Origin of the sequence: Kitasatospora sp. NPDC051702, from assembly GCF_040681575.1 — a bacterium.
GTDB lineage: Bacteria > Actinomycetota > Actinomycetes > Streptomycetales > Streptomycetaceae > Kitasatospora.
The window spans coordinates 51,352-68,685 of the sequence record NZ_JBFAZB010000007.1 but is presented as its reverse complement, the minus strand read 5'-3'; the positions used below and the strand labels follow the sequence as shown (position 1 = coordinate 68,685).

The 17,334-nt window shown below is 75.3% G+C and carries 10 protein-coding genes and 1 pseudogene; 5 read left to right on the top strand and 6 right to left on the bottom strand.

The window, feature by feature from the left end:
• Positions 1-63 precede the first annotated feature (63 nt).
• The 3 genes and pseudogenes from AB0N04_RS08805 to AB0N04_RS08795 all read left to right on the top strand — a co-directional run bounded on the left by AB0N04_RS08805 (position 64) and on the right by AB0N04_RS08795 (position 3,044).
• Positions 64-1,257, top strand: a complete 1,194-nt coding sequence (locus tag AB0N04_RS08805; protein ID WP_360216401.1) for an alpha/beta hydrolase — start codon at positions 64-66, stop codon at positions 1,255-1,257.
• Between the two features lie 205 nt (positions 1,258-1,462).
• A pseudogene (locus tag AB0N04_RS08800) lies at positions 1,463-1,762 on the top strand (hypothetical protein); the annotation flags it as partial.
• Positions 1,755-3,044: a hypothetical protein gene (locus tag AB0N04_RS08795; protein WP_360216399.1), complete on the top strand. Its 1,290-nt coding sequence runs from the start codon at positions 1,755-1,757 to the stop codon at positions 3,042-3,044. The pseudogene AB0N04_RS08800 and the gene AB0N04_RS08795, both read left to right, overlap by 8 nt.
• A gap of 236 nt (positions 3,045-3,280) precedes the next feature.
• On the opposite strand, the gene AB0N04_RS08790 is transcribed toward AB0N04_RS08795, so the two are convergent.
• Positions 3,281-4,042 (bottom strand): alpha/beta fold hydrolase, encoded by a 762-nt coding sequence (locus tag AB0N04_RS08790; protein ID WP_360216396.1) that lies wholly within the window; start codon positions 4,040-4,042, stop codon positions 3,281-3,283.
• A 297-nt stretch (positions 4,043-4,339) separates the two neighbouring features.
• Here AB0N04_RS08790 and AB0N04_RS08785 point away from each other — a divergent pair, with 297 nt between their 5' ends.
• The gene (locus AB0N04_RS08785; RefSeq protein WP_360216393.1) at positions 4,340-6,460 is read left to right on the top strand and encodes a BTAD domain-containing putative transcriptional regulator; all 2,121 of its coding nucleotides are present in this window, start codon (positions 4,340-4,342) and stop codon (positions 6,458-6,460) included.
• A 243-nt stretch (positions 6,461-6,703) separates the two neighbouring features.
• Positions 6,704-7,369, top strand: a complete 666-nt coding sequence (locus AB0N04_RS08780; RefSeq protein ID WP_360216390.1) for a class I SAM-dependent methyltransferase — start codon at positions 6,704-6,706, stop codon at positions 7,367-7,369.
• A 71-nt stretch (positions 7,370-7,440) separates the two neighbouring features.
• On the opposite strand, the gene AB0N04_RS08775 is transcribed toward AB0N04_RS08780, so the two are convergent.
• From AB0N04_RS08775 to AB0N04_RS08755, 5 genes are read right to left on the bottom strand one after another with little or no spacing between them, the layout of a single operon-like run.
• Positions 7,441-8,721 carry an HAD-IIIC family phosphatase gene (locus tag AB0N04_RS08775; protein ID WP_360222791.1) on the bottom strand — a complete coding sequence of 427 codons (1,281 nt, stop codon included), beginning with the start codon at positions 8,719-8,721 and terminating at the stop codon, positions 7,441-7,443.
• Between the two features lie 8 nt (positions 8,722-8,729).
• On the bottom strand, positions 8,730-9,854 hold the full coding sequence (locus AB0N04_RS08770; protein ID WP_360222777.1) for an acyl-CoA dehydrogenase family protein: 1,125 nt from the start codon (positions 9,852-9,854) through the stop codon (positions 8,730-8,732).
• Positions 9,847-10,149 (bottom strand): acyl carrier protein, encoded by a 303-nt coding sequence (locus AB0N04_RS08765; protein WP_360222780.1) that lies wholly within the window; start codon positions 10,147-10,149, stop codon positions 9,847-9,849. The genes AB0N04_RS08770 and AB0N04_RS08765 overlap by 8 nt, the downstream gene beginning before the upstream one ends.
• On the bottom strand, positions 10,146-11,015 hold the full coding sequence (locus AB0N04_RS08760; RefSeq protein WP_360222783.1) for a 3-hydroxyacyl-CoA dehydrogenase family protein: 870 nt from the start codon (positions 11,013-11,015) through the stop codon (positions 10,146-10,148). Before AB0N04_RS08760 ends, AB0N04_RS08765 begins: the two co-directional genes overlap by 4 nt.
• On the bottom strand, positions 11,012-17,332 hold the full coding sequence (locus AB0N04_RS08755) for a type I polyketide synthase (RefSeq protein WP_360222785.1): 6,321 nt from the start codon (positions 17,330-17,332) through the stop codon (positions 11,012-11,014). Before AB0N04_RS08755 ends, AB0N04_RS08760 begins: the two co-directional genes overlap by 4 nt.
• Between the last annotated feature and the right edge of the window lie 2 nt (positions 17,333-17,334).

Genomic DNA, 17,334 nt, shown 5'->3' with positions numbered 1-17,334 from the left:
CTGGACGAGGTGACATCCGCCGGCCGACGCGGTGGACCGTGGTCCGTACCTAGCGTCGGTCCCATGAAACGCAGTCTTTGTATCAGCGCTGTCGCGGCCCTGGCGCTCGCCGCCCTCGTCACCGGAACCGGCGCCGGGTTCGCCGCCACGACCACGCCGTGGGCCGCACCGGTGGCCACGCACGCGTTCGACGCCGCACCAGCCGCGGCCGCGGCCGCCGCGCCCACGCGGACCTTCCAAGGCGCGCTCCCCGCGCCGACCGGCCCCTACGCCGCCGGCGAGGACGTCATCCACCTCACCGACGAGAACCGCCCCGACCCGTGGGTGCCGTCATCCGGCCCCCGCCAACTGACCGTCACGATGATCTACCCGGCCGTCCCCGGGACCGGGACCCCGGCCCCTTACATGACCCCCGCCGAGGCAGCCGGAATCATCGAGCACAGGCACCTTCCGCCGAGCACCGGCATCACCCCGCAGACCCTTTCCGGCGTCACCACCCACGCCTTCGACGGCGCGCGGCCGAAGCGCGGCAAGTATCCGCTGGTGGTCCTCTCACCCGCGTACGAGGACCCGCGCATGACGCTCACCTCGCTCGCGACCGAGCTGGCCAGTCACGGCTACGTCGTCGCGCTCGTCGGCCACACCTACGAGGACTACGGCGAGACGTTGGCGAACGGCCAGACGCCGTCGTGCGCGATCTGCAATGACCCGGCGACGATCGACTCCGTCCCCGCCAGCCGCGCGCTGGACGTGTCCTTCGTGATCGACCGGTTGACGCACGGCAACACCGCATGGCGCCTGGCACACCTCATCGACAAGCACCAGATCGGCATGGCCGGACACTCCATCGGCGGAGCGTCAGCCGCCGCCGCGATGATCGCCGACCCGCGCGTACGGGCCGGAGTGAACATGGACGGCACCTTCAAACCGGCCCCGGCGCCCGGACAGGTCGACCGGCCGTTCCTCATGCTGGGTGAGGCCGACAGCGACGACGACAACTGGAGGCAGAGCTGGGCCGCGCTCGGCGGCTACAAGAAGTGGCTGACGGTCGTCGGCGCCGACCACTTCAGCTTCACTGACCTGGAGGTGCTTCAGAAGCAGGCCGGGTTCCCGTCGCCGCCCCTCTCCCCGGAACGCGGGGTGGTGATCACCCGCGAGTACGTGACGGCGTTCTTCGACCAGACGCTGAAGGGGATCCACCGTCCGCTGCTGGACGGCCCCTCGCCGAACAATCCGGAAGTACTCTTCCAGCCCTAGGAGTCTGGGCCCCCGGCGTGACAAGCGGCCTGGTGGCCCGGGCGGGTGCTGTGGTTGCACGCCCTGCCGGAACGCCGGAGGCCCCGGCCTGGATGGCCGGGGCCAGGGCGGCCGTCAGGTGTTGCGGCGTCGGAGGGCTCGGACGCCGAGGCCGTGGGCCATGGAGCAGAGAGCCAGGACGACGAGCGGCCACCCCGCTGGGGAGTCGGCGTGGGCCAACCCGAGCGGGGCGCACTTCGGGCCGCTGAGGCAGTTCACCATCGCCAACTCCAACCACTCCAACCACCCCAACCGCACCGTGCAGACCCGGGCCCTGCACGCCTACCTGCGCTGGCGCAACGCCAACGCCGGCCACCGCGACGTCCTGGCCGCCGAACGCACAGAACGCGCCCGCATCCGAAGCGAGAAGGGCATCCGCTGGGGCGGACGGTCTCTCAAGAGTGCAGCTTGGTCCGACCTGGTGGACCTGTCCGGCCGCATCACTAGAGTTTCGGGCCATGAGTGACGACGTTCATCTGACCGCTTCGGCTTCGGATCCGTCGGGGGCGGGAGGGTGGTGGACGGACCTGCCGTGGCTGGTGAACGCTGATCCGGAGCGGGTTCTGGGGTTGCTGGCTTCCGATGCGGATTCCGATGGGGACTCCGGTGCGCGACTGATGGCTGCCGTTTACCGGGCGTCGGTGGACGTACACCGGGACGTGCCTCCGTGGGTGCGGCGGCAGCTGCTGGCCCTGGACGCGGCTCGGTACGGGGACCGGGAGTTGTCGGCACGGATTGCCGCCGTGTCAGTGGAGGATGTCGACACCGAGCCGTGGCAGGTGCTGTGGTCCACCGGCGCGCGGAGTGACCCGCACGTCCAGATGAACCCGTCCGGCCACACCGGCGGTGTCGACGCGGTGGTGACAACCTTCTCGGACGGCCGCCACGTCGTGGTCACCGGCAGCAAGGACCAGACGGTCCGGGTGCGGGACCTTGAGACCGGCCAACCGGTCGGCGGGCCGATGAGCGACTTCCACGGCAGGGTGTGGGCGATGGCGACGGAGGTCGTGGACGGTCGGCCGTGCGTCGTCACGGCCAGCGACTGGGCGGTACTCGCGTGGGACCCGGCCACCCGCCAGCAGACGGGCGAGCTGCCGGGGATCAACGGTGAGGTGTGGTGTCTGGGCACGGCTGTCGTCCAGGGGCGACCGTGTGCGCTCGCCAGCGACGACGACGTGTCCGTGCGGGTCTGGGATCTGGCCAGTGGGGAACAGGTCGGCGAACTCACCGGACACGACGACTTCCTGATGGCCATCGACACACTGGTCATCGATGACAGGCCCCATGCGGTGGGCTGTATGAGCGGTGGCAAGGTCTGGCAGTGGGACCTGACCACCGGACAACCGGTCGGGGAGCCCCTGCCGGGCCACGACGGCGAGGCGTGGGCGGTCGCGACAGCGGTCGTCGGCGGCAGAGCCCACGCGATCACGGCAGGTCACGACGCCACCGTGCGCGTGTGGGACCTGGTCATGGGACGGGAAGTCGGCAGGCTGGTCGGCCACGAAGGCACCGTGTCCGCGGTGGTGACCGCGGTGATCGGTGGAGAACTCCGGGTCGTCACCGGTGGTTCGGACGGAACGGTGTGCCTGTGGGAGCTGGCCGCCGGGCGGCAGATCGGCCGGGAGCTGGTGTTTCCCGCGCCAGTCCATGCGCTGACCGTGACCCCGGAAGGCTCGCTCGTGGTGGGCTTCGGCGGCGACGTCGCGGTCCTGTCCCTGCATGCCGACCCTGACCCTACTGGACCGTGAGCCGTCGGTGCTGTGACCGGATGGTTGCTGGTTCCGCCCCGGCGATCAGGACAAGACGCAGCCGGCGGCTGCGCAACCCGGCGAACCTACGGTCCGTTCTGTCGGTGGAGGGCAGTTCCCGCCGGGGGCGGGGCCTCGGTGGCCTCGGGCGTTCTCCTGTGCGAGTGGCGTGCGTGTGTTCGCGGCCGGTTTCGGACGGGTGTCGGGGCGTACCCGTCCGAAACCGGCGGGGTGGGTCAGGGGTGGGCGGGGGTGGCGGTGATGCGGTCGCGGATGAAGGCGATCACCTCGGCGGCGCGGTCGGTGAGGTAGAAGTGGCCGCCGGGGAAGACCCGGAGGTCGAACGGGCCGGTGGTGTGGGCCTTCCACTCGGCGGTCTCGGGGACGGCCGCGCGGGGGTCCCGGTCGCCGACGAGGGCGGTGACCGGGCAGGACAGCACGGCGTCGGGGCTGCTGCGGTAGCGGCCGACGGCCAGGTAGTCGTTGCGGACGGGCTGAAGGATCATGTCGAGGAGTTCGGCGTCCTCCAGCACGCCGTTGCCGGTGCCGTCGAGGGTGCGGAGGTCGGCGACGATCTCGGCGTCGGTGAGGTCCAGGAGCTCCGTCGAGCCCAGGGAGGGCGACTTACGGCCTGAGACGAACAGATTGGCCGGAGGTCGACCGTCGCGTTCCAGCCGCAGCGCGACCTCGAAGGCCACCAGAGCGCCCATGCTGTGGCCGAAGAGGTCCAGCGGGGTGTCGTGCCACGGGTCGAGGGCCCGGACGATGCCGTCCGCGAGGCGGCCGATGTCGCCGATCCCGGGTTCGAGTCGGCGGTCCTGGCGGCCCGGGTACTGGACGGCGAGCACTTCGATGTCCGGGGCGAGTGCGGCGGAGACGGGGTGGAAGTAGACGGCCGAGCCGCCGGCGTGCGGGAAACAGACGAGCCGTCGGGTGGCCGTGGGGGAGGGGTGGTAGCGGCGGCACCACAGGCCGCTGTCCGCGACGGGGGCAGTCATCGGTGGTCCTTTCGGTTCGGGTGGGGAGGGTGTGACGGGAGCGACGACTTGTCATGTCCCGCGCTTGTCGTGGAGATGGATCAAACCTGCGGTGGATTAATTTCGGGCTTTGACTCGTTCCGGCTCATTCCTCCGGCACATGACGACTGCCTGTTGGCGAGCGGCGGGAGCGGACCATAGATTCACCGGAGATCCAGCCTGCGGCGTCGAGGGGGACGTGCCGCGGCTGTGACCGGGCCGGCGCGTCCGCCGCCGTGGCCCGTCGCCCCGTTCCGTCGCCACGAATCGAGGCCGCCCGTGCAGTTCGGAATGCTCGGCCCGCTGTCCATCCAGGTGGACGGAGCGGAGCGTGAGGTGTCCGCCCCCCGGCAGAGAGTGGTGCTCGCACTCCTCCTGGTCAACGCCAACCGCGTCGTCTCGGTCGACCGGATCGCCGCCGCCGTCTGGGACGGCGGCCCGCCGCCCAGCGCCGCGGCCACCGTCCGCACCTACGTGATGAGACTCCGTCAGGTCCTCGGCGGCCAGGCCGGAAGACGGATCCTCACCCGCGCCCCGGGCTACCAGATCGAACTCGACGAGGACGAGACCGACCTCGGGCGCTTCACCGCGCACCGCAGCCGGGCCGCCGCCCACATCCGGGCCGGAGAGCTGGAACGGGCCTCGGTCGAGTACGCCACCGCGCTGTCGCTGTGGCGCGGGGAACCGCTGGTCGACATCCCCTCCCGCACGCTGCGCGACGTCGAGGGGCGCTACCTCCACGAACTGCGGCTGCAGACGCTGGAATCCCGCCTGGACGTCGACCTCGCCCTGTGCCGGCACGCCGAGATCATGCCCGAGCTCTGGCGCGAGGTCCGGGAGAGCCCGCTGCGCGAGGCCCTGGTCAGCCGGCTGATGCTGGCCCTGTTCCGGGCCGGCCGGCAGTCCGAGGCGCTCGCCCTGTTCCAGCTGACCCGCACCGCCCTGATCGACCAGCTGGGTGCCGAACCGGGGCCCGAGTTGCGGGAGATGCAGCGACGGATCCTGGCCGCCGACGACCCGCTCGCCCCGGCCGCCCCGAAGGCCGACGCCGCCGGGTCGGAACCGCAGCGCCCCGGCGGGTACCGGGCCGAGCCGCGCTGGCCCCGGCCCGCCCAACTGCCGGCCGGCCCGCCCGCGCTGGTGGGCCGGGCCGCGGAGGAACGGGAGCTCGCCGACCGGCTGCTGGCCGAGGTGCCGCCCGGCGCGACCGCGGCGCCCACCGTGATCACCGGCAGCGGGGGCATCGGCAAGACCGCGCTCGCCCTGCGGGTCGCGCACGGCGTCCGGGACCGGTTCGGCCACGGTCAGCTCTACGCCGACCTCGGCGGGACGGGCGACCCGGCCGAACCCGGCGAGGTGCTCGGCCGCTTCCTCGCCGACCTCGGGGTCCCCGCCGAGGAGATTCCCGCCGACCAGGAACAGGCCGCCCTGCTCTACCGCTCGCTCACCGCCGACCGCCGGGTCCTGGTGGTGCTCGACGACGCGAGCAGCGCGGCCCAGGTCCGCCCGCTGCTCCCCGGCTGTCGGGCCGGCCGGGTGGTCGTCACCAGCCGGCACCGGCTCGCCGACCTGGACGGCGCGCGCACCATCGCCCTGGCACCGCTGGACGAGCCGGCCTCCCTGGACCTGCTCGGCTCCATCGTCGGCCGCCGACGCGTCGAGGCCGAGCCGCACGCGGCCCGCGCCGTCGTCCGCCGGTGTTCCGGCCTCCCGCTCGCCGTCCGCATCGTCGGCGCCCGCTACCTGGGCCGCCCGAACTGGGACCTCGGCCGGCTGGCCGCCCGGCTGGCCCGCTCCGCGCACCTGCTGGACGAGCTGCGGGTCGGTGACCTCGGCGTCCGGGTCGGACTGGAGAGCGGCTACCGGAGCCTGCAGGGCGACTCCCGGGACCGGCCGGCGCTGCCCGACCCGGCCGCCGTCTTCCGGATGCTGGGCGCCATCGGTGCCGAACACACCGACGCCGGCATCGTCGCGGGCCTGCTGGACTGCCAGGTCGACACCGCGGAGGCCGTCCTGGAGGCCCTCGCCGACGCCCACCTGCTGCACGACCGCGGCTGCGGCCGCTACCACCTGGACCACCTGCTGCGCGCCTACGCCCGGGAGCGGGCCGAGGCCGAGGACCCGCCCGAGCGCCGGACGGAGACCCTGCGCCGGCTGCTCAGCGGCTACCTGCGGATGGCCGAGGACTCGCTCGCCCCGCCCGGCGGGCAGGGCACGGTGGGCCGGGTGCACGGCCCGGCGTTCGGCCCCTGGGAACCGCACCCCAACACCGTGGACTGGTGGCACGCCGAGCAGGCCAACCTCAGGTCCGCGCTGGAGCTGGCCGCCACCGCCGGGCTCAACCCGGTCGGCCACCGGCTGCGGTCGATGCTCGGCCGGACCGTCGGCAGCGCGACGTAGCGCCGGACGGGCGGGAACCCGACGTAGTGCCGGACGGGCGGGAACGCAGCGTAGCGCCGGACCGTCGGCAGCGCGACGTAGTGCCGGACGGGCGGCGGCCCGGTGCCGCGCCGGAGCGTCGGCACCACGGTGCGGGGCCGGACCGCGGGCAGGGCGACGCGCCCCGAGTGCCAGCAGTCCGGACCCGCACGAGCACCCCAGCCAGGACGACAGCCACAACGAGCACCGCGGACAAGGAGAGCCATGGCCCAGCAGGTGACACCCACGCAGGAACTCTTCGACTACATCAGGCGGAACTCGCTCAGGGACGACCCGCTGCTGGCCGCGCTGCGGGCCGAGACCGCCGAGCTGCCGGGCGGCGAGGCCCTGCAGGTGATGGCCGAGGAAGGACAACTGCTCGCTCTCCTGGTGGGGTTGACCGGTGCCCGGGCGATCCTGGAGATCGGCACCTACACCGGTTACAGCACGCTCTGCATGGCCCGCGCCCTGCCGCCCGGCGGGGAGCTGGTGACCTGTGACATCACCGACCGCTGGCCCGACATCGGAGCCGTCTACTGGGAGCAGGCCAAGGTCGCCGACCGGATCGACCTGCGGATCGGCGACGCCGTCGAGACGCTGGCTACGCTCCGGGCCGAACGCGGACCGGAGTCCTTCGACCTGGTGTTCGTCGACGCCGACAAGGCCAACTACCTGCGCTACTACGAGGAGTCGCTGCCGCTGCTGCGGCCCGGCGGCCTGCTGGTGGTGGACAACACGCTGTACTTCGGGCGGGTCGCCGATCCGGCCGCGCAGGACCAGGACACCCTCGGCGTCCGGGAGCTGAACGCCGCGCTGCACACCGACGACCGGGTGGACATCTCGCTGCTGGCCGTCGCCGACGGCATCACGCTGGTCCGCAAGAAGCCGTGAGCCCGGGGTGCCGGGCGGCGACCCCCGACGGGGCCGTCCGCCCGGCACCGCGCCGCCCGGCTGCACGGCGGTCAGGGCGCGGTCGCCCGGTCGCCCGCGGTGCGCCCGGCGGCGAGGTCCGGCGCGATCAGGCGGACCGTCGGCGAACCGGGACGCGGCGAGGGCACCAGGTGCAGCACCTGCACACCGCCCTCGGCCCCCGCGGCCGAAGCCCCTGCCGGGTCCGGAGCTCCCGCCGGGTCCGAAGCCCCTGCCGGGTCCGGAGCCTCCGTCGGGTCCGGAGCCTCCGTCGGGTCCGGAGCCTCCGTCGGGTCCGAAGCCTCCGTCGGGTCCGAAGCCCCCACGGCCGGAGCCCCAGCCGCGTCCGGAACCTCCCCGGCCCGCTGCGCGCCGCCCCCGGTGCATCCGCAGTCCTGCTCCTCGAACCCGGCGAAGCGGTACGCGATCTCCATCATCCGGTTGCGCTCGGTGGCCCGGAAGTCCGCCGTCAGATGGACCCCGGCGGCGGCCGCCCGGTCGATCAGCCAGTCCAGCACCGTCGTGCCCGCCCCGAAGCTGACCACCCGGCAGGAGGTGGCGAGCAGCTTGAGGTGCCAGCGTTCCGGCAGCCGCTCCACCAGCAGCACGCCGACCGCGCCGTGCGGCCCGAAGCGGTCGGCCATGCTGGCCACCAGCACCTCGTGGTCGGGATCGGTGAGCAGCTCGCGCAGCCGCCGGTCCGAGTAGTGCACACCGGTCGCGTTCATCTGGCTGGTGCGCAGGGTGAGTTCCTCGACCCGGGAGATGTCCTCCCCGGTGGCCCGGCCGATCCGCAGCTCCAGCTCCAGCGAGCGCAAGAACTCCGCGTCCGGGGCTTCGGAGTTGGCCCGTTCCTCGTCCCGGCGGAAGCCGGCCTGGTACATCTCCCGGCGCCGCCGGGCGTCCGCGGTGACCACCGCGGGGCTGAACTCCGGCAGCTCCGCCAGCTGCGCGGCCTCCTCGGCCGGGTAGCAGCGCACCTCGGGCAGGTGGAAGGCGACCTCGGCGCGCTCGGCGGCGCGGTCGTCCACGAAGGCGATGGTCCCCGGGGCGAACCGCAGCCGCTCCGCGATCCGCCGCACCGACTCCGACTTCGTCCCCCAGCCGATCTGCGGCAGCACGAAGTACTCGGCGAGGCCGAGCTGTTCGAGCTTCGCCCAGGCCAGGTCGTGGTCGTTCTTGCTGGCCACCGACTGCAGGATGCCGCGGGCGTCCAGCTCGACCACGACCCGGCGGATCCCCTCCGCCAGCTCCACCTCGCCGTCCTCCAGCAGGGTGCCCCGCCAGAGCGTGTCGTCCAGGTCCCAGACCAGGCACTTGACGGTCTTGACGATCGGTGCGCTCACCCTTCCTCCCCCCTCGGTGCGACGGCCAGCGCGTGGTCGGCCAGCAGCAGCCGGCACAGCTCGCTGCTGCCCTCGATGATCTCCATCAGCTTGGCGTCGCGGTACGCCCGCGCCGCGACCCCGCCGTCCCGGGCGCCGGCCGAGGCCAGCACCTGCACGGCGGTCGCCGCGGCCCGGGCGGCCTGCTCCGAGGCGACCTGCTTGGCCAGCACGGTGGCGATGACCTGCTCGGCCGAGCCGGCGTCCCAGCAGCGCGAGGCGTGCTCGCAGACCCGGGTCGCGACCTGCTCCGCGACCAGCAGGTCGGCCAGGTGCCCGGCCACCAGCTGGTGGCGGCCGATCGGCTGCCCGAACTGCTCGCGGGTGGCGGCGTGCCGGGACGCCGCCTCCAGACAGGCCCGCAGGATCCCGACGCAGCCCCAGGCCACCGACATCCGGCCGTACGCCAGGGCGGTCGTCACCAGCAGGGGCAGCGGCAGCGCCGACCCGCCGAGCAGCCGCCCGGCGGGCAGCCGCACCCCGTCCAGCCGGACGTCGGCGTGGCCGGCCGCCCGGCAGCCCATCGGGTCGGCGACCGGCTCCACGTGCACCCCCGGCGCGTCCGCGGGCACCAGGACGGCGGCGGCGCCGTCCTCGTAGCGGCCGAACACCACCAGCAGGTCGGCGTAGCGGGCGGCGGTCATCCACCGCTTGTGCCCGTCCACCACCAGTTCGTCGCCGCTGCGCCGGACGGTGGTGGCCATCGCCGCGAGGTCGCTGCCCGCCCCGGTCTCGCTGAAGCCGACCGCCGCGAGCCGGCCCGAGGCGAGGTCGGGCAGCCAGGCGCGCTGCTGCTCGGGCAGCCCGAAGCGCTGCACCGTCCAGGCCGCCATGCCCTGTGAGGTCTGCACGCTGCGCACCGAGCTGCACAGCCGGCCGGTCGCGGCGGTGAGTTCGCCGTTCTGCAGGCTGCTCAGGCCGAGCCCGCCGAAGGCCTCAGGGAGCTGGGCGCACAGCACGCCGGCGGCGCCCAGCTCGCGCAGCAGCGGCAGCGGGAGGACTCCGGCGAGGTCCCACCCACCGGCCCGGTCGCCGATCCGGTCGCGGACCGTGGCGGCCGCGATGGCCAGGGGGTCAGCCATGCTGCGCCCCGGCGGCCTGCTGGAGGCGGCGGACCATCGCTGTCATCACCGTGACGGTGCGGAAGTTCTCCAGGCGCAGGTTGGCGCCGCGGATGCTGATGCCGAAGGACTTCTCCAGGTGCACCACCAGTTCCATGGCGAACAGCGAGGACTGCCCGCCGTCGCCGAACAGGTCGGTGTCGGGCAGCCAGGACGTCCTGGTCCGGGACTCCAGGAAGCGCAGCAGCTCCTTCTGCACGGTCTCGTCGTCGGTGGGCCCGAGCGGGCCGGGGTTCGTGTTGGCAGCGGCGGTCATCGCATGTCCTCCTCGTAGGTGTAGAAGCCCGCGCCGCTCTTGCGGCCGAGCGTGCCCGCGCGGACCTTGTCCAGCAGCAGGTCGCAGGGGCGGCAGCTCTCGTCCCCGGTGCGTTCCAGCAGCACCAGGAGCGAGTCGACCAGGTTGTCGATGCCGATCAGGTCGGCGGTGCGCAGGGGCCCGGTCGGGTGGCCGAGACAGCCCTGCATGAGGGCGTCCACCGCCTCGACGCTCGCGGTGCCCTGCTGGACCACCCGCGCGGCCGTGTTGATCATCGGGTGCAGGATGCGGCTGGTGACGAAGCCGGGGGAGTCCCGGACCACCACCCGCTCGCGGCCGAGGGCGCCGAGCAGGTCGTCGACGGCGGCCATCGCGGCGTCCCCGGTCCGGGCGCCGCGGACCACCTCGACCGTCCTGATCAGGCTCGGCGGGTTCATGAAGTGGGTGCCGAGCAGGTCGGCCGGGCGGGCCACGGCGTCGGCCAGCTCGTCGATCGGGATGGACGAGGTGTTGGAGATGAGCAGCGTCCCCGGGCGGACGGCCGCGGAGACCTCGGCGAGCAGCCGGGCCTTGAGCGCGGCGTCCTCGGTGACCGCCTCGATCACGGCGCTCGCCCCGGCGACGTGCTGCGCCGACCCGGTGGTCAGCAGGGTGCCCGGTTCGGTGTCGGCGGGCAGCCGGCCCATCAGCTGGGCCAGCCGCAGGCCGTCCGCGATCCCGTGCTCCGCCCGGGCCAGCTGGTCCGGGTCGGTGTCGACCAGGATGACGGAGACGCCGTGGCCCAGCGCCAGGGTGCTGATGCCGGTGCCCATCACCCCCGCTCCCAGGACGACCAGCCGCTCGGTGGGCCGTGGTGTCGACGTCATGCGCCCTTCCCCTCTTCGTTGCCGGTGCCGGCGAGGACGGCGTCCAGCCAGTCCTGCACGGTCTTGCCGGTGGTCTCCACGTGTTCCTCCATCAGCGACCAGTGGTCGCCCGGGACGTCCAGCACGGTGTGCGCGCCGGGCCAGGACGCCCGCCAGTCGACGGTGCTGTCCGGTGCCGGCTCGGCCAGCGGGCTGGACGCCCGGACCAGCAGCACCGGGGCCCCGATCGCGGGCGGCCGCCAGTCGTCCAGCAGCTGGAAGTAGCGGCCCATCGCGGTCAGCCGGGCGCCGTCCATCGGCGCGGCCCGGTCCTCGCGTTCGAACATGCCGCCCACCAGGACGTCCTCGAACTGCGTCATCGCGGCGTCCCCCGACAGGTAGGTGTCCAGCAGGACGACGGCCGCCGCCGGTGTGCCCAGCTCCTCCAGCCGGGCCGCCACCGCGTGGGCCAGGGTGCCGCCGGAGGACGAGCCGAGCAGGACGAGTGGCCGGCCCCCGGCTGCCGCCAGCGCCGCCGCGGCCTGGAAGTCGACCAGCGCGGCCATCCGGTCCGGCAGCGGTTCGGCGGCCGCGAACCCGGGCGCGTCCAGGGCGCTGACGCCGTGCCGGCCGCGGAACAGCGCGGCGAAGCGGGCGTACTGGTGCGCGCCGCCGAGCGCCACGATCGAGCCGAAGCAGACCAGCTCCGGCCGGGCCGGGGGGCCCTGCGGCGGTTCGACCAGCCGCAGCGGCGCCGGGCCGTCGCCGGAGGCCAGCAGCGCCTCGCCGGAGGAGAACGCCGGGCGCAGCGCCGCGGCGGTGCCGAGCAGGGCGATCCCGGTGTCGATCCGGCCCTGTGCGCAGGCCTGCCGGAACAGCGCCGCGACCGGGTCGGTGCCGCCGGCCGTCCGGTCGGCGGAGGGCTCGTCCCCGTGCCGGGCGTCCCGCTGCGGTCCGCCGTCGGCCAGGGCGTCCAGCAGGCGCCTGGCCAGCCGCTCCGGGGTGCCCGCCTCGAAGACCAGGGTGGGGCGCAGCCGCAGGCCGGTCGCGTCGGCGAGGCGGTTGCGCAGCTCGACCGCGGTCAGCGAGTCGAAGCCCATGGCCAGGAAGGCCGTCCCGGTGGACACCGCGTCCGCGTCCGGGTGGCCGAGCACCGCGGCCGCCCGGCGCCGCACCAGGTCGAGCAGCAGGGCCGCCCGCTCCGGCCCGTCGGCCCGGGCGAGCCGTCGGCGCAGCTCGTCGCCGTCCTCGCGGCTGCCGCCCGCCGTGCCGCCCGCCGTCGTGCCCGCGCCGCCGGGTACGGGCCGCACCAGGGCCCGCAGCAGGGGCGGGACGGGACCGTCGGCGGCCGACGGCAGTTCCAGGCGCACCGGGACGGCCGTGGTGGCGGCGCCGCCCAGCGCCGCGTCGAACAGGGCGAGCGCCTCGTCGGTGGGCAGCGCGCCCGCTCCGGCGCGGGCGATCCGCTCCAGCTCGGGCCCGGCCAGGTCGGCGGTGAGCGTGCTGCGCTGCTCCCACAGGCCCCAGGCCATCGACCGGCCGGGCAGTCCCTGCCGGCGGCGCAGGGCCATCAGCGCGTCCAGGCAGGCGTTGGCGGCCGCGTAGGAGGCCTGGCCGGGGCTGCCGAAGACGCCGGCGGCCGAGGAGAAGACGACGAAGGCGGTGAGCCCGGCGTCGGCGGTCAGCTCGTGCAGCAGGCGGGCGCCCTCCAGCTTCGGGCCGAGGACGGTGGCCAGCCGCTGCGGGGTGAGCGACTCCAGGACGCCGTCGTCCAGGACCGCGGCGGTGTGCACCACCGCGCGCAGCGGGTGGTCGTCCGGGACACCGGCCAGCACCTCGGCCAGGCGCCGGCGGTCCGTCACGTCGCAGGCCGCCACCGTCACCTCGGCGCCCGCGGCGGTGAGCTCGGCCACCAGCTCCGGCAGGCCCGGGGCGTCGGCGCCCCGGCGGCCGAGCAGCAGCAGGTGGCGGACACCGTGTTCGGCGACGAGGTGCCGGGCGACCAGCCCGGCCAGGGTGCCGCCCCCGCCGGTGAGCAGCACCGTGCCGGCCGGGTCGAAGCGCTCGGCGGTGGGCGCCTCCGGCCCGGGGGCGGCGGCTCGCACCAGCCGGGGGGCGGACAGCACGCCGCCGCGCACGGCGAGCTGCGGCTCCGCGCCGTCGAGGGCGGTGGCCAGGGCTGCGGCCGTCCCGGCGGGCCCGTCGGTGTCCAGCAGGACGAACCGGCCCGGGTGTTCGAGCTGGGCGCTGCGCAGCAGCCCCCAGACGGCCGCGCCGGCGAGGTCCACCGGGTCGGTCGTGCCGTGGTCGACGGCGCCGCGGGTGAGCACCACCAGCGGGGCGGCGGCGGCCGGGTCGGCGAGGTGCTCCTGCACGGCGGTGAGCACCCGGCCCACCGCCGCGAGCAGCTCCGCGGGCGCGGCGTCGGGCGCCACCGGCGGGCAGGGCAGCAGCGTCAGCTGCGGTGCCGCGGCCACCGGCCCGTCCGGCAGCAGCCCGGCCGCGGTGTCGTCCACCGGCCCGGCCGTCGGCGCGTCGTCCACCGGCCCGGCCGTCGCCCAGCGCGGGACGGGCGCCGGGGTGGCGGCGAGCCGCGTCCAGGCCAGTTCGAACATCGACCGGGACGGGGTGCGCAGCGCGTCGAAGGAGGCGGTGCGCATCACCAGCGAGCCGACCTCGGCCACCGGCCGACCGGCCGGGTCGGTGATCCGCACCGACACGGCGTCCGCGCCGTCCGGGGCCAGCCGGACCCGGAGCACCGGCTCCTCGCTGCGGGTGACGCTCACCCGCTGCCAGGAGAACGGCAGCGGCACTCCGCCCGCCTCGGCGCCCGGCCGGTCCGCGCGCAGACCGACGGTCTGCAGGGCGGCGTCCAGCAGGGCCGGGTGGACGGCGAAGCCGGCCTGCGGCGCGACCGGGCCGGGCAGGGCGACCTCGGCGAACACCTCGTCCCCGCGCCGCCAGGCGGCCCGCAGCCCGCGGAACGCGGGCCCGTAGTCGATGCCCCGGGCCTCGAAGCCGCGGTAGCAGTCGTTGACGGGCAGGGCGACGGCGCCGACCGGCGGCCAGGCGCCCCGGTCCGGTTCGTCGGCCTGCGCCCGGGCCCGTTCGGTGCTCGGTCCGTCGGTCGGGTCGTCGGTCGGGTCGTCGACGGGCTCGCCGGCCGGGGCGAGCAGGCCGCCCGCGTGCCGCCGCCACGGCCCTGCGGCGCCGTCCTCGGCCCGGGAGTGCAACTCCACCGGGCGGCGCCCCTGCCCGTCCGGACCGCCCACCGTGAGCCGCAGCTGCACGGCGCCGCCCTGGTCCGGCAGCACCAGCGGCGCGGCCAGCGTCAGCTCCTCCACCAGCGGGCAGCCCAGCCGGGCGCCGACCGAGGCGGCCAGCTCCAGGTAGGCGACGCCCGGCAGCAGCACGGTGCCCGAGACGGCGTGGTCGGCCAGCCACGGCTGCGTCGCCAGGGACAGCCGCCCGGTGCACAGCACCCCCTCGCCGTCGGGCTGTTCGACCAGCGCGGTGAGCAGCGGGTGCCCGAGCGCGAGCTGCCCGGCGGAGGCCGGGTCGCCGCCGGCCGGCGGCGCGTCCAGCCAGTAGCGCTGCCGCTGGAACGGGTACGTCGGCAGCGCGAGGGGCCGGGCCGGCAGGTCGGCGAAGACCGGCCGCCAGTCGACCGCCAGGCCCTGCACGTGCGCCTCGGCGAGGGCCAGCAGCAGCCGGCGGGGCCCGCCGTCGCCCTGCCGGAGGGTGGCGAGCACCACGGCCTCGTCGGCGGCCGCGTCCGCCACGGCGTCCTCGATGCCGAAGGTGAGCGTCGGGTGCGGGCTGACCTCTAGGAAGGTGCGGTGCCCGGCGGTCAGCAACTCCTGCACGGCGGCGTGGAAGCGGACGGTGCCGCGCAGGTTGCGGAACCAGTAGTCCGGGGTGAGGTCGCCGGCCCGGACCGGGCCGCCGTCCACGGTGGAGACCATCGGGACGGTCCCGGCCCGCGGCACGATCCCGTCGAGGTCGGCGTGCAGCCCCTCGCGCAGCGCGTCCACGGCGGCCGAGTGCGAGGCGTAGTCGACGGGCATCCGCCAGGTCAGCACACCCTCCTCACCGAGCTCCTGCTGGAGGCGGTCGACCGGCCCGGCCTCGCCCGCGACCACCGCCACCCGGGGGCCGTTCACCGCGGCGAGCGACACCGCGCCCCCGTACGGGGCCAGCCGGGCGGCCAGCTCCTCGGCGGGCAGCATCACCGTCGCCATGGCGCTGTCGCCGCCCGTACCGGCCAGGGCCCGGCTGCGCAGCGCCACCACCCGGGCCGCGTCCTCCAGCGACAGCAGCCCGGCGACGCAGGCGGCCGCCACCTCGCCCTGGCTGTGGCCGACCACGGCGGCCGGGCGCACCCCGTGCGCGATCCACACCGCGGCCAGCGACACCATGACGGAGAACAGCACGGGCTGGAGCACCTCGACCCGTTCCAGCGGGTCCCCGGTGCGCAGCGCGGCCGTCACCGACCAGTCCAGGTACGGCTCCATGGCCCGCTCGCAGTCGGCCATCCGGGCCGCGAACTCCGGTGAGGAGTCGAGCAGTTCGGCCGCCATGCCGGGCCACTGGGCGCCCATGCCGGGGAAGACGAACACCGGGCGGCGGGAGCCCTGGGGGGCGGTGCCCCGGACGGCGGCGGGAGCGGCGTCGTCCTCGGCGAGCGCGGCCAGGGCCGCCAGCAGCTCCGCCCGGTCCTCACCCACCAGCACCGCTCGCTCGGCGAAGGCCGGGCGCCCGAGCGCCAGCGCCCGGCCGACGGCCCGCGTGCCCTCGGCGGCGGTTCCCTCGGCGGCGGTTCCGTCGGGGTCTCCGCCGAGCCGGGCGTGCAGGCGGGCGGCCTGCGCACGGAGGGCGGCCGGGGTGCGGGCCGACAGCAGCCAGGCGGCCGGTCCGTCGGTGCGTGCCGGGTCAGGCCCGGTCTCCTCGCCGGCGGGCGGGCAGGACTCCAGCACCACGTGGGCGTTGGTGCCGCTGGCACCGAAGGAGGAGACGCCGGCCCGCCGCGGGCGGCCGGTCTCCGGCCACGGCCGGGCCTCGGTGAGCAGTTCCACCGCCCCGTCCGACCAGTCCACCTGGGTGGAGGCCCGGTCCAGGTGCAGGCTCTTCGGCAGCACCTGGTGCGCCATCGCCAGCACCGTCTTGATCACCCCGCCGACGCCGGCGGCGGCCTGGGTGTGCGTCAGGTTGGACTTGAGCGAGCCGAGCAGCAGCGGCCGGTCGGCGGGGCGGTCCTGCCCGTAGGTGGCGAGGATCGCCTGGGCCTCGATCGGGTCGCCGAGGCGGGTGCCGGTGCCGTGCGCCTCGACGGCGTCGACGTCGGCGGCGGTGAGTCCGGCGTCGGCGAGGGCGGCCCGGATGACGCGCTGCTGGGAGGGGCCGTTGGGGGCGGTGAGCCCGTTGCTGGCGCCGTCCTGGTTGACGGCGCAGCCGCGCACCAGGGCCAGCACCGGGTGCCCGTGGCGGCGGGCGTCGGAGAGCCGCTCCAGCAGCAGCAGGCCGACGCCCTCGCCGAAGCCGGCGCCGTCCGCGCCGTCCGCGAAGGACTTGCAGCGCCCGTCCGGCGCCAGCCCGCGCTGCCGGCTGAACCCCACGTACAGGCCGGGCGTCGACATCACCGTCACCCCGCCCGCCAGCGCCAGCCCGATCTCGCCGGCCCGCAGCGCCTGGCAGGCCAGGTGGATCGCCACCAGCGAGGACGAGCAGGCGGTGTCCAGGGTCACCGCCGGGCCCTCCAGGCCCAGCGTGTACGCCACCCGCCCGGAGGCGATGCTCGGGACGCTGCCGGTGCCGAGGAAGCCCTCCAGCTCCGCCGGGATGCTGGTCAGCCGCGCCGAGTACTCGTTGTACATCACGCCCGCGTACACCCCGGTGGCGCTTCCGCGCAGCGACAGCGGGTCGATGCCGGCCCGCTCCACGGCCTCCCAGGCCGTCTCCAGCAGCAGCCGCTGCTGCGGGTCCATCGCCAGCGCCTCGCGCGGCGAGATCCCGAAGAAGCCCGGGTCGAACTCGGCGGCGTCGTGCAGGAACCCGCCGTGCCGGGTGTAGAAGGTGCCGGGCGCGTCCGGGTCCGGGTCGAACAGCCCCTCGACGTCCCAGCCCCGGTCGGCCGGGAAGCCGGTCACCGCGTCCCGTCCGTCCAGCAGCAGCTCCCACAGGTCCTCCGGGGAGCGCACGCCGCCGGGGAAGCGGCAGCTCATCGCGACGATCGCGACGGGCTCCGCGGCCCGCTCGGCGAGCGCCCGGTTCTCCTCCCGCAGCCGTTCGTTGGCGAGCAGCGACGCCCGCAGGGCCTCGACCACCTGGTCGGTGTGCATGG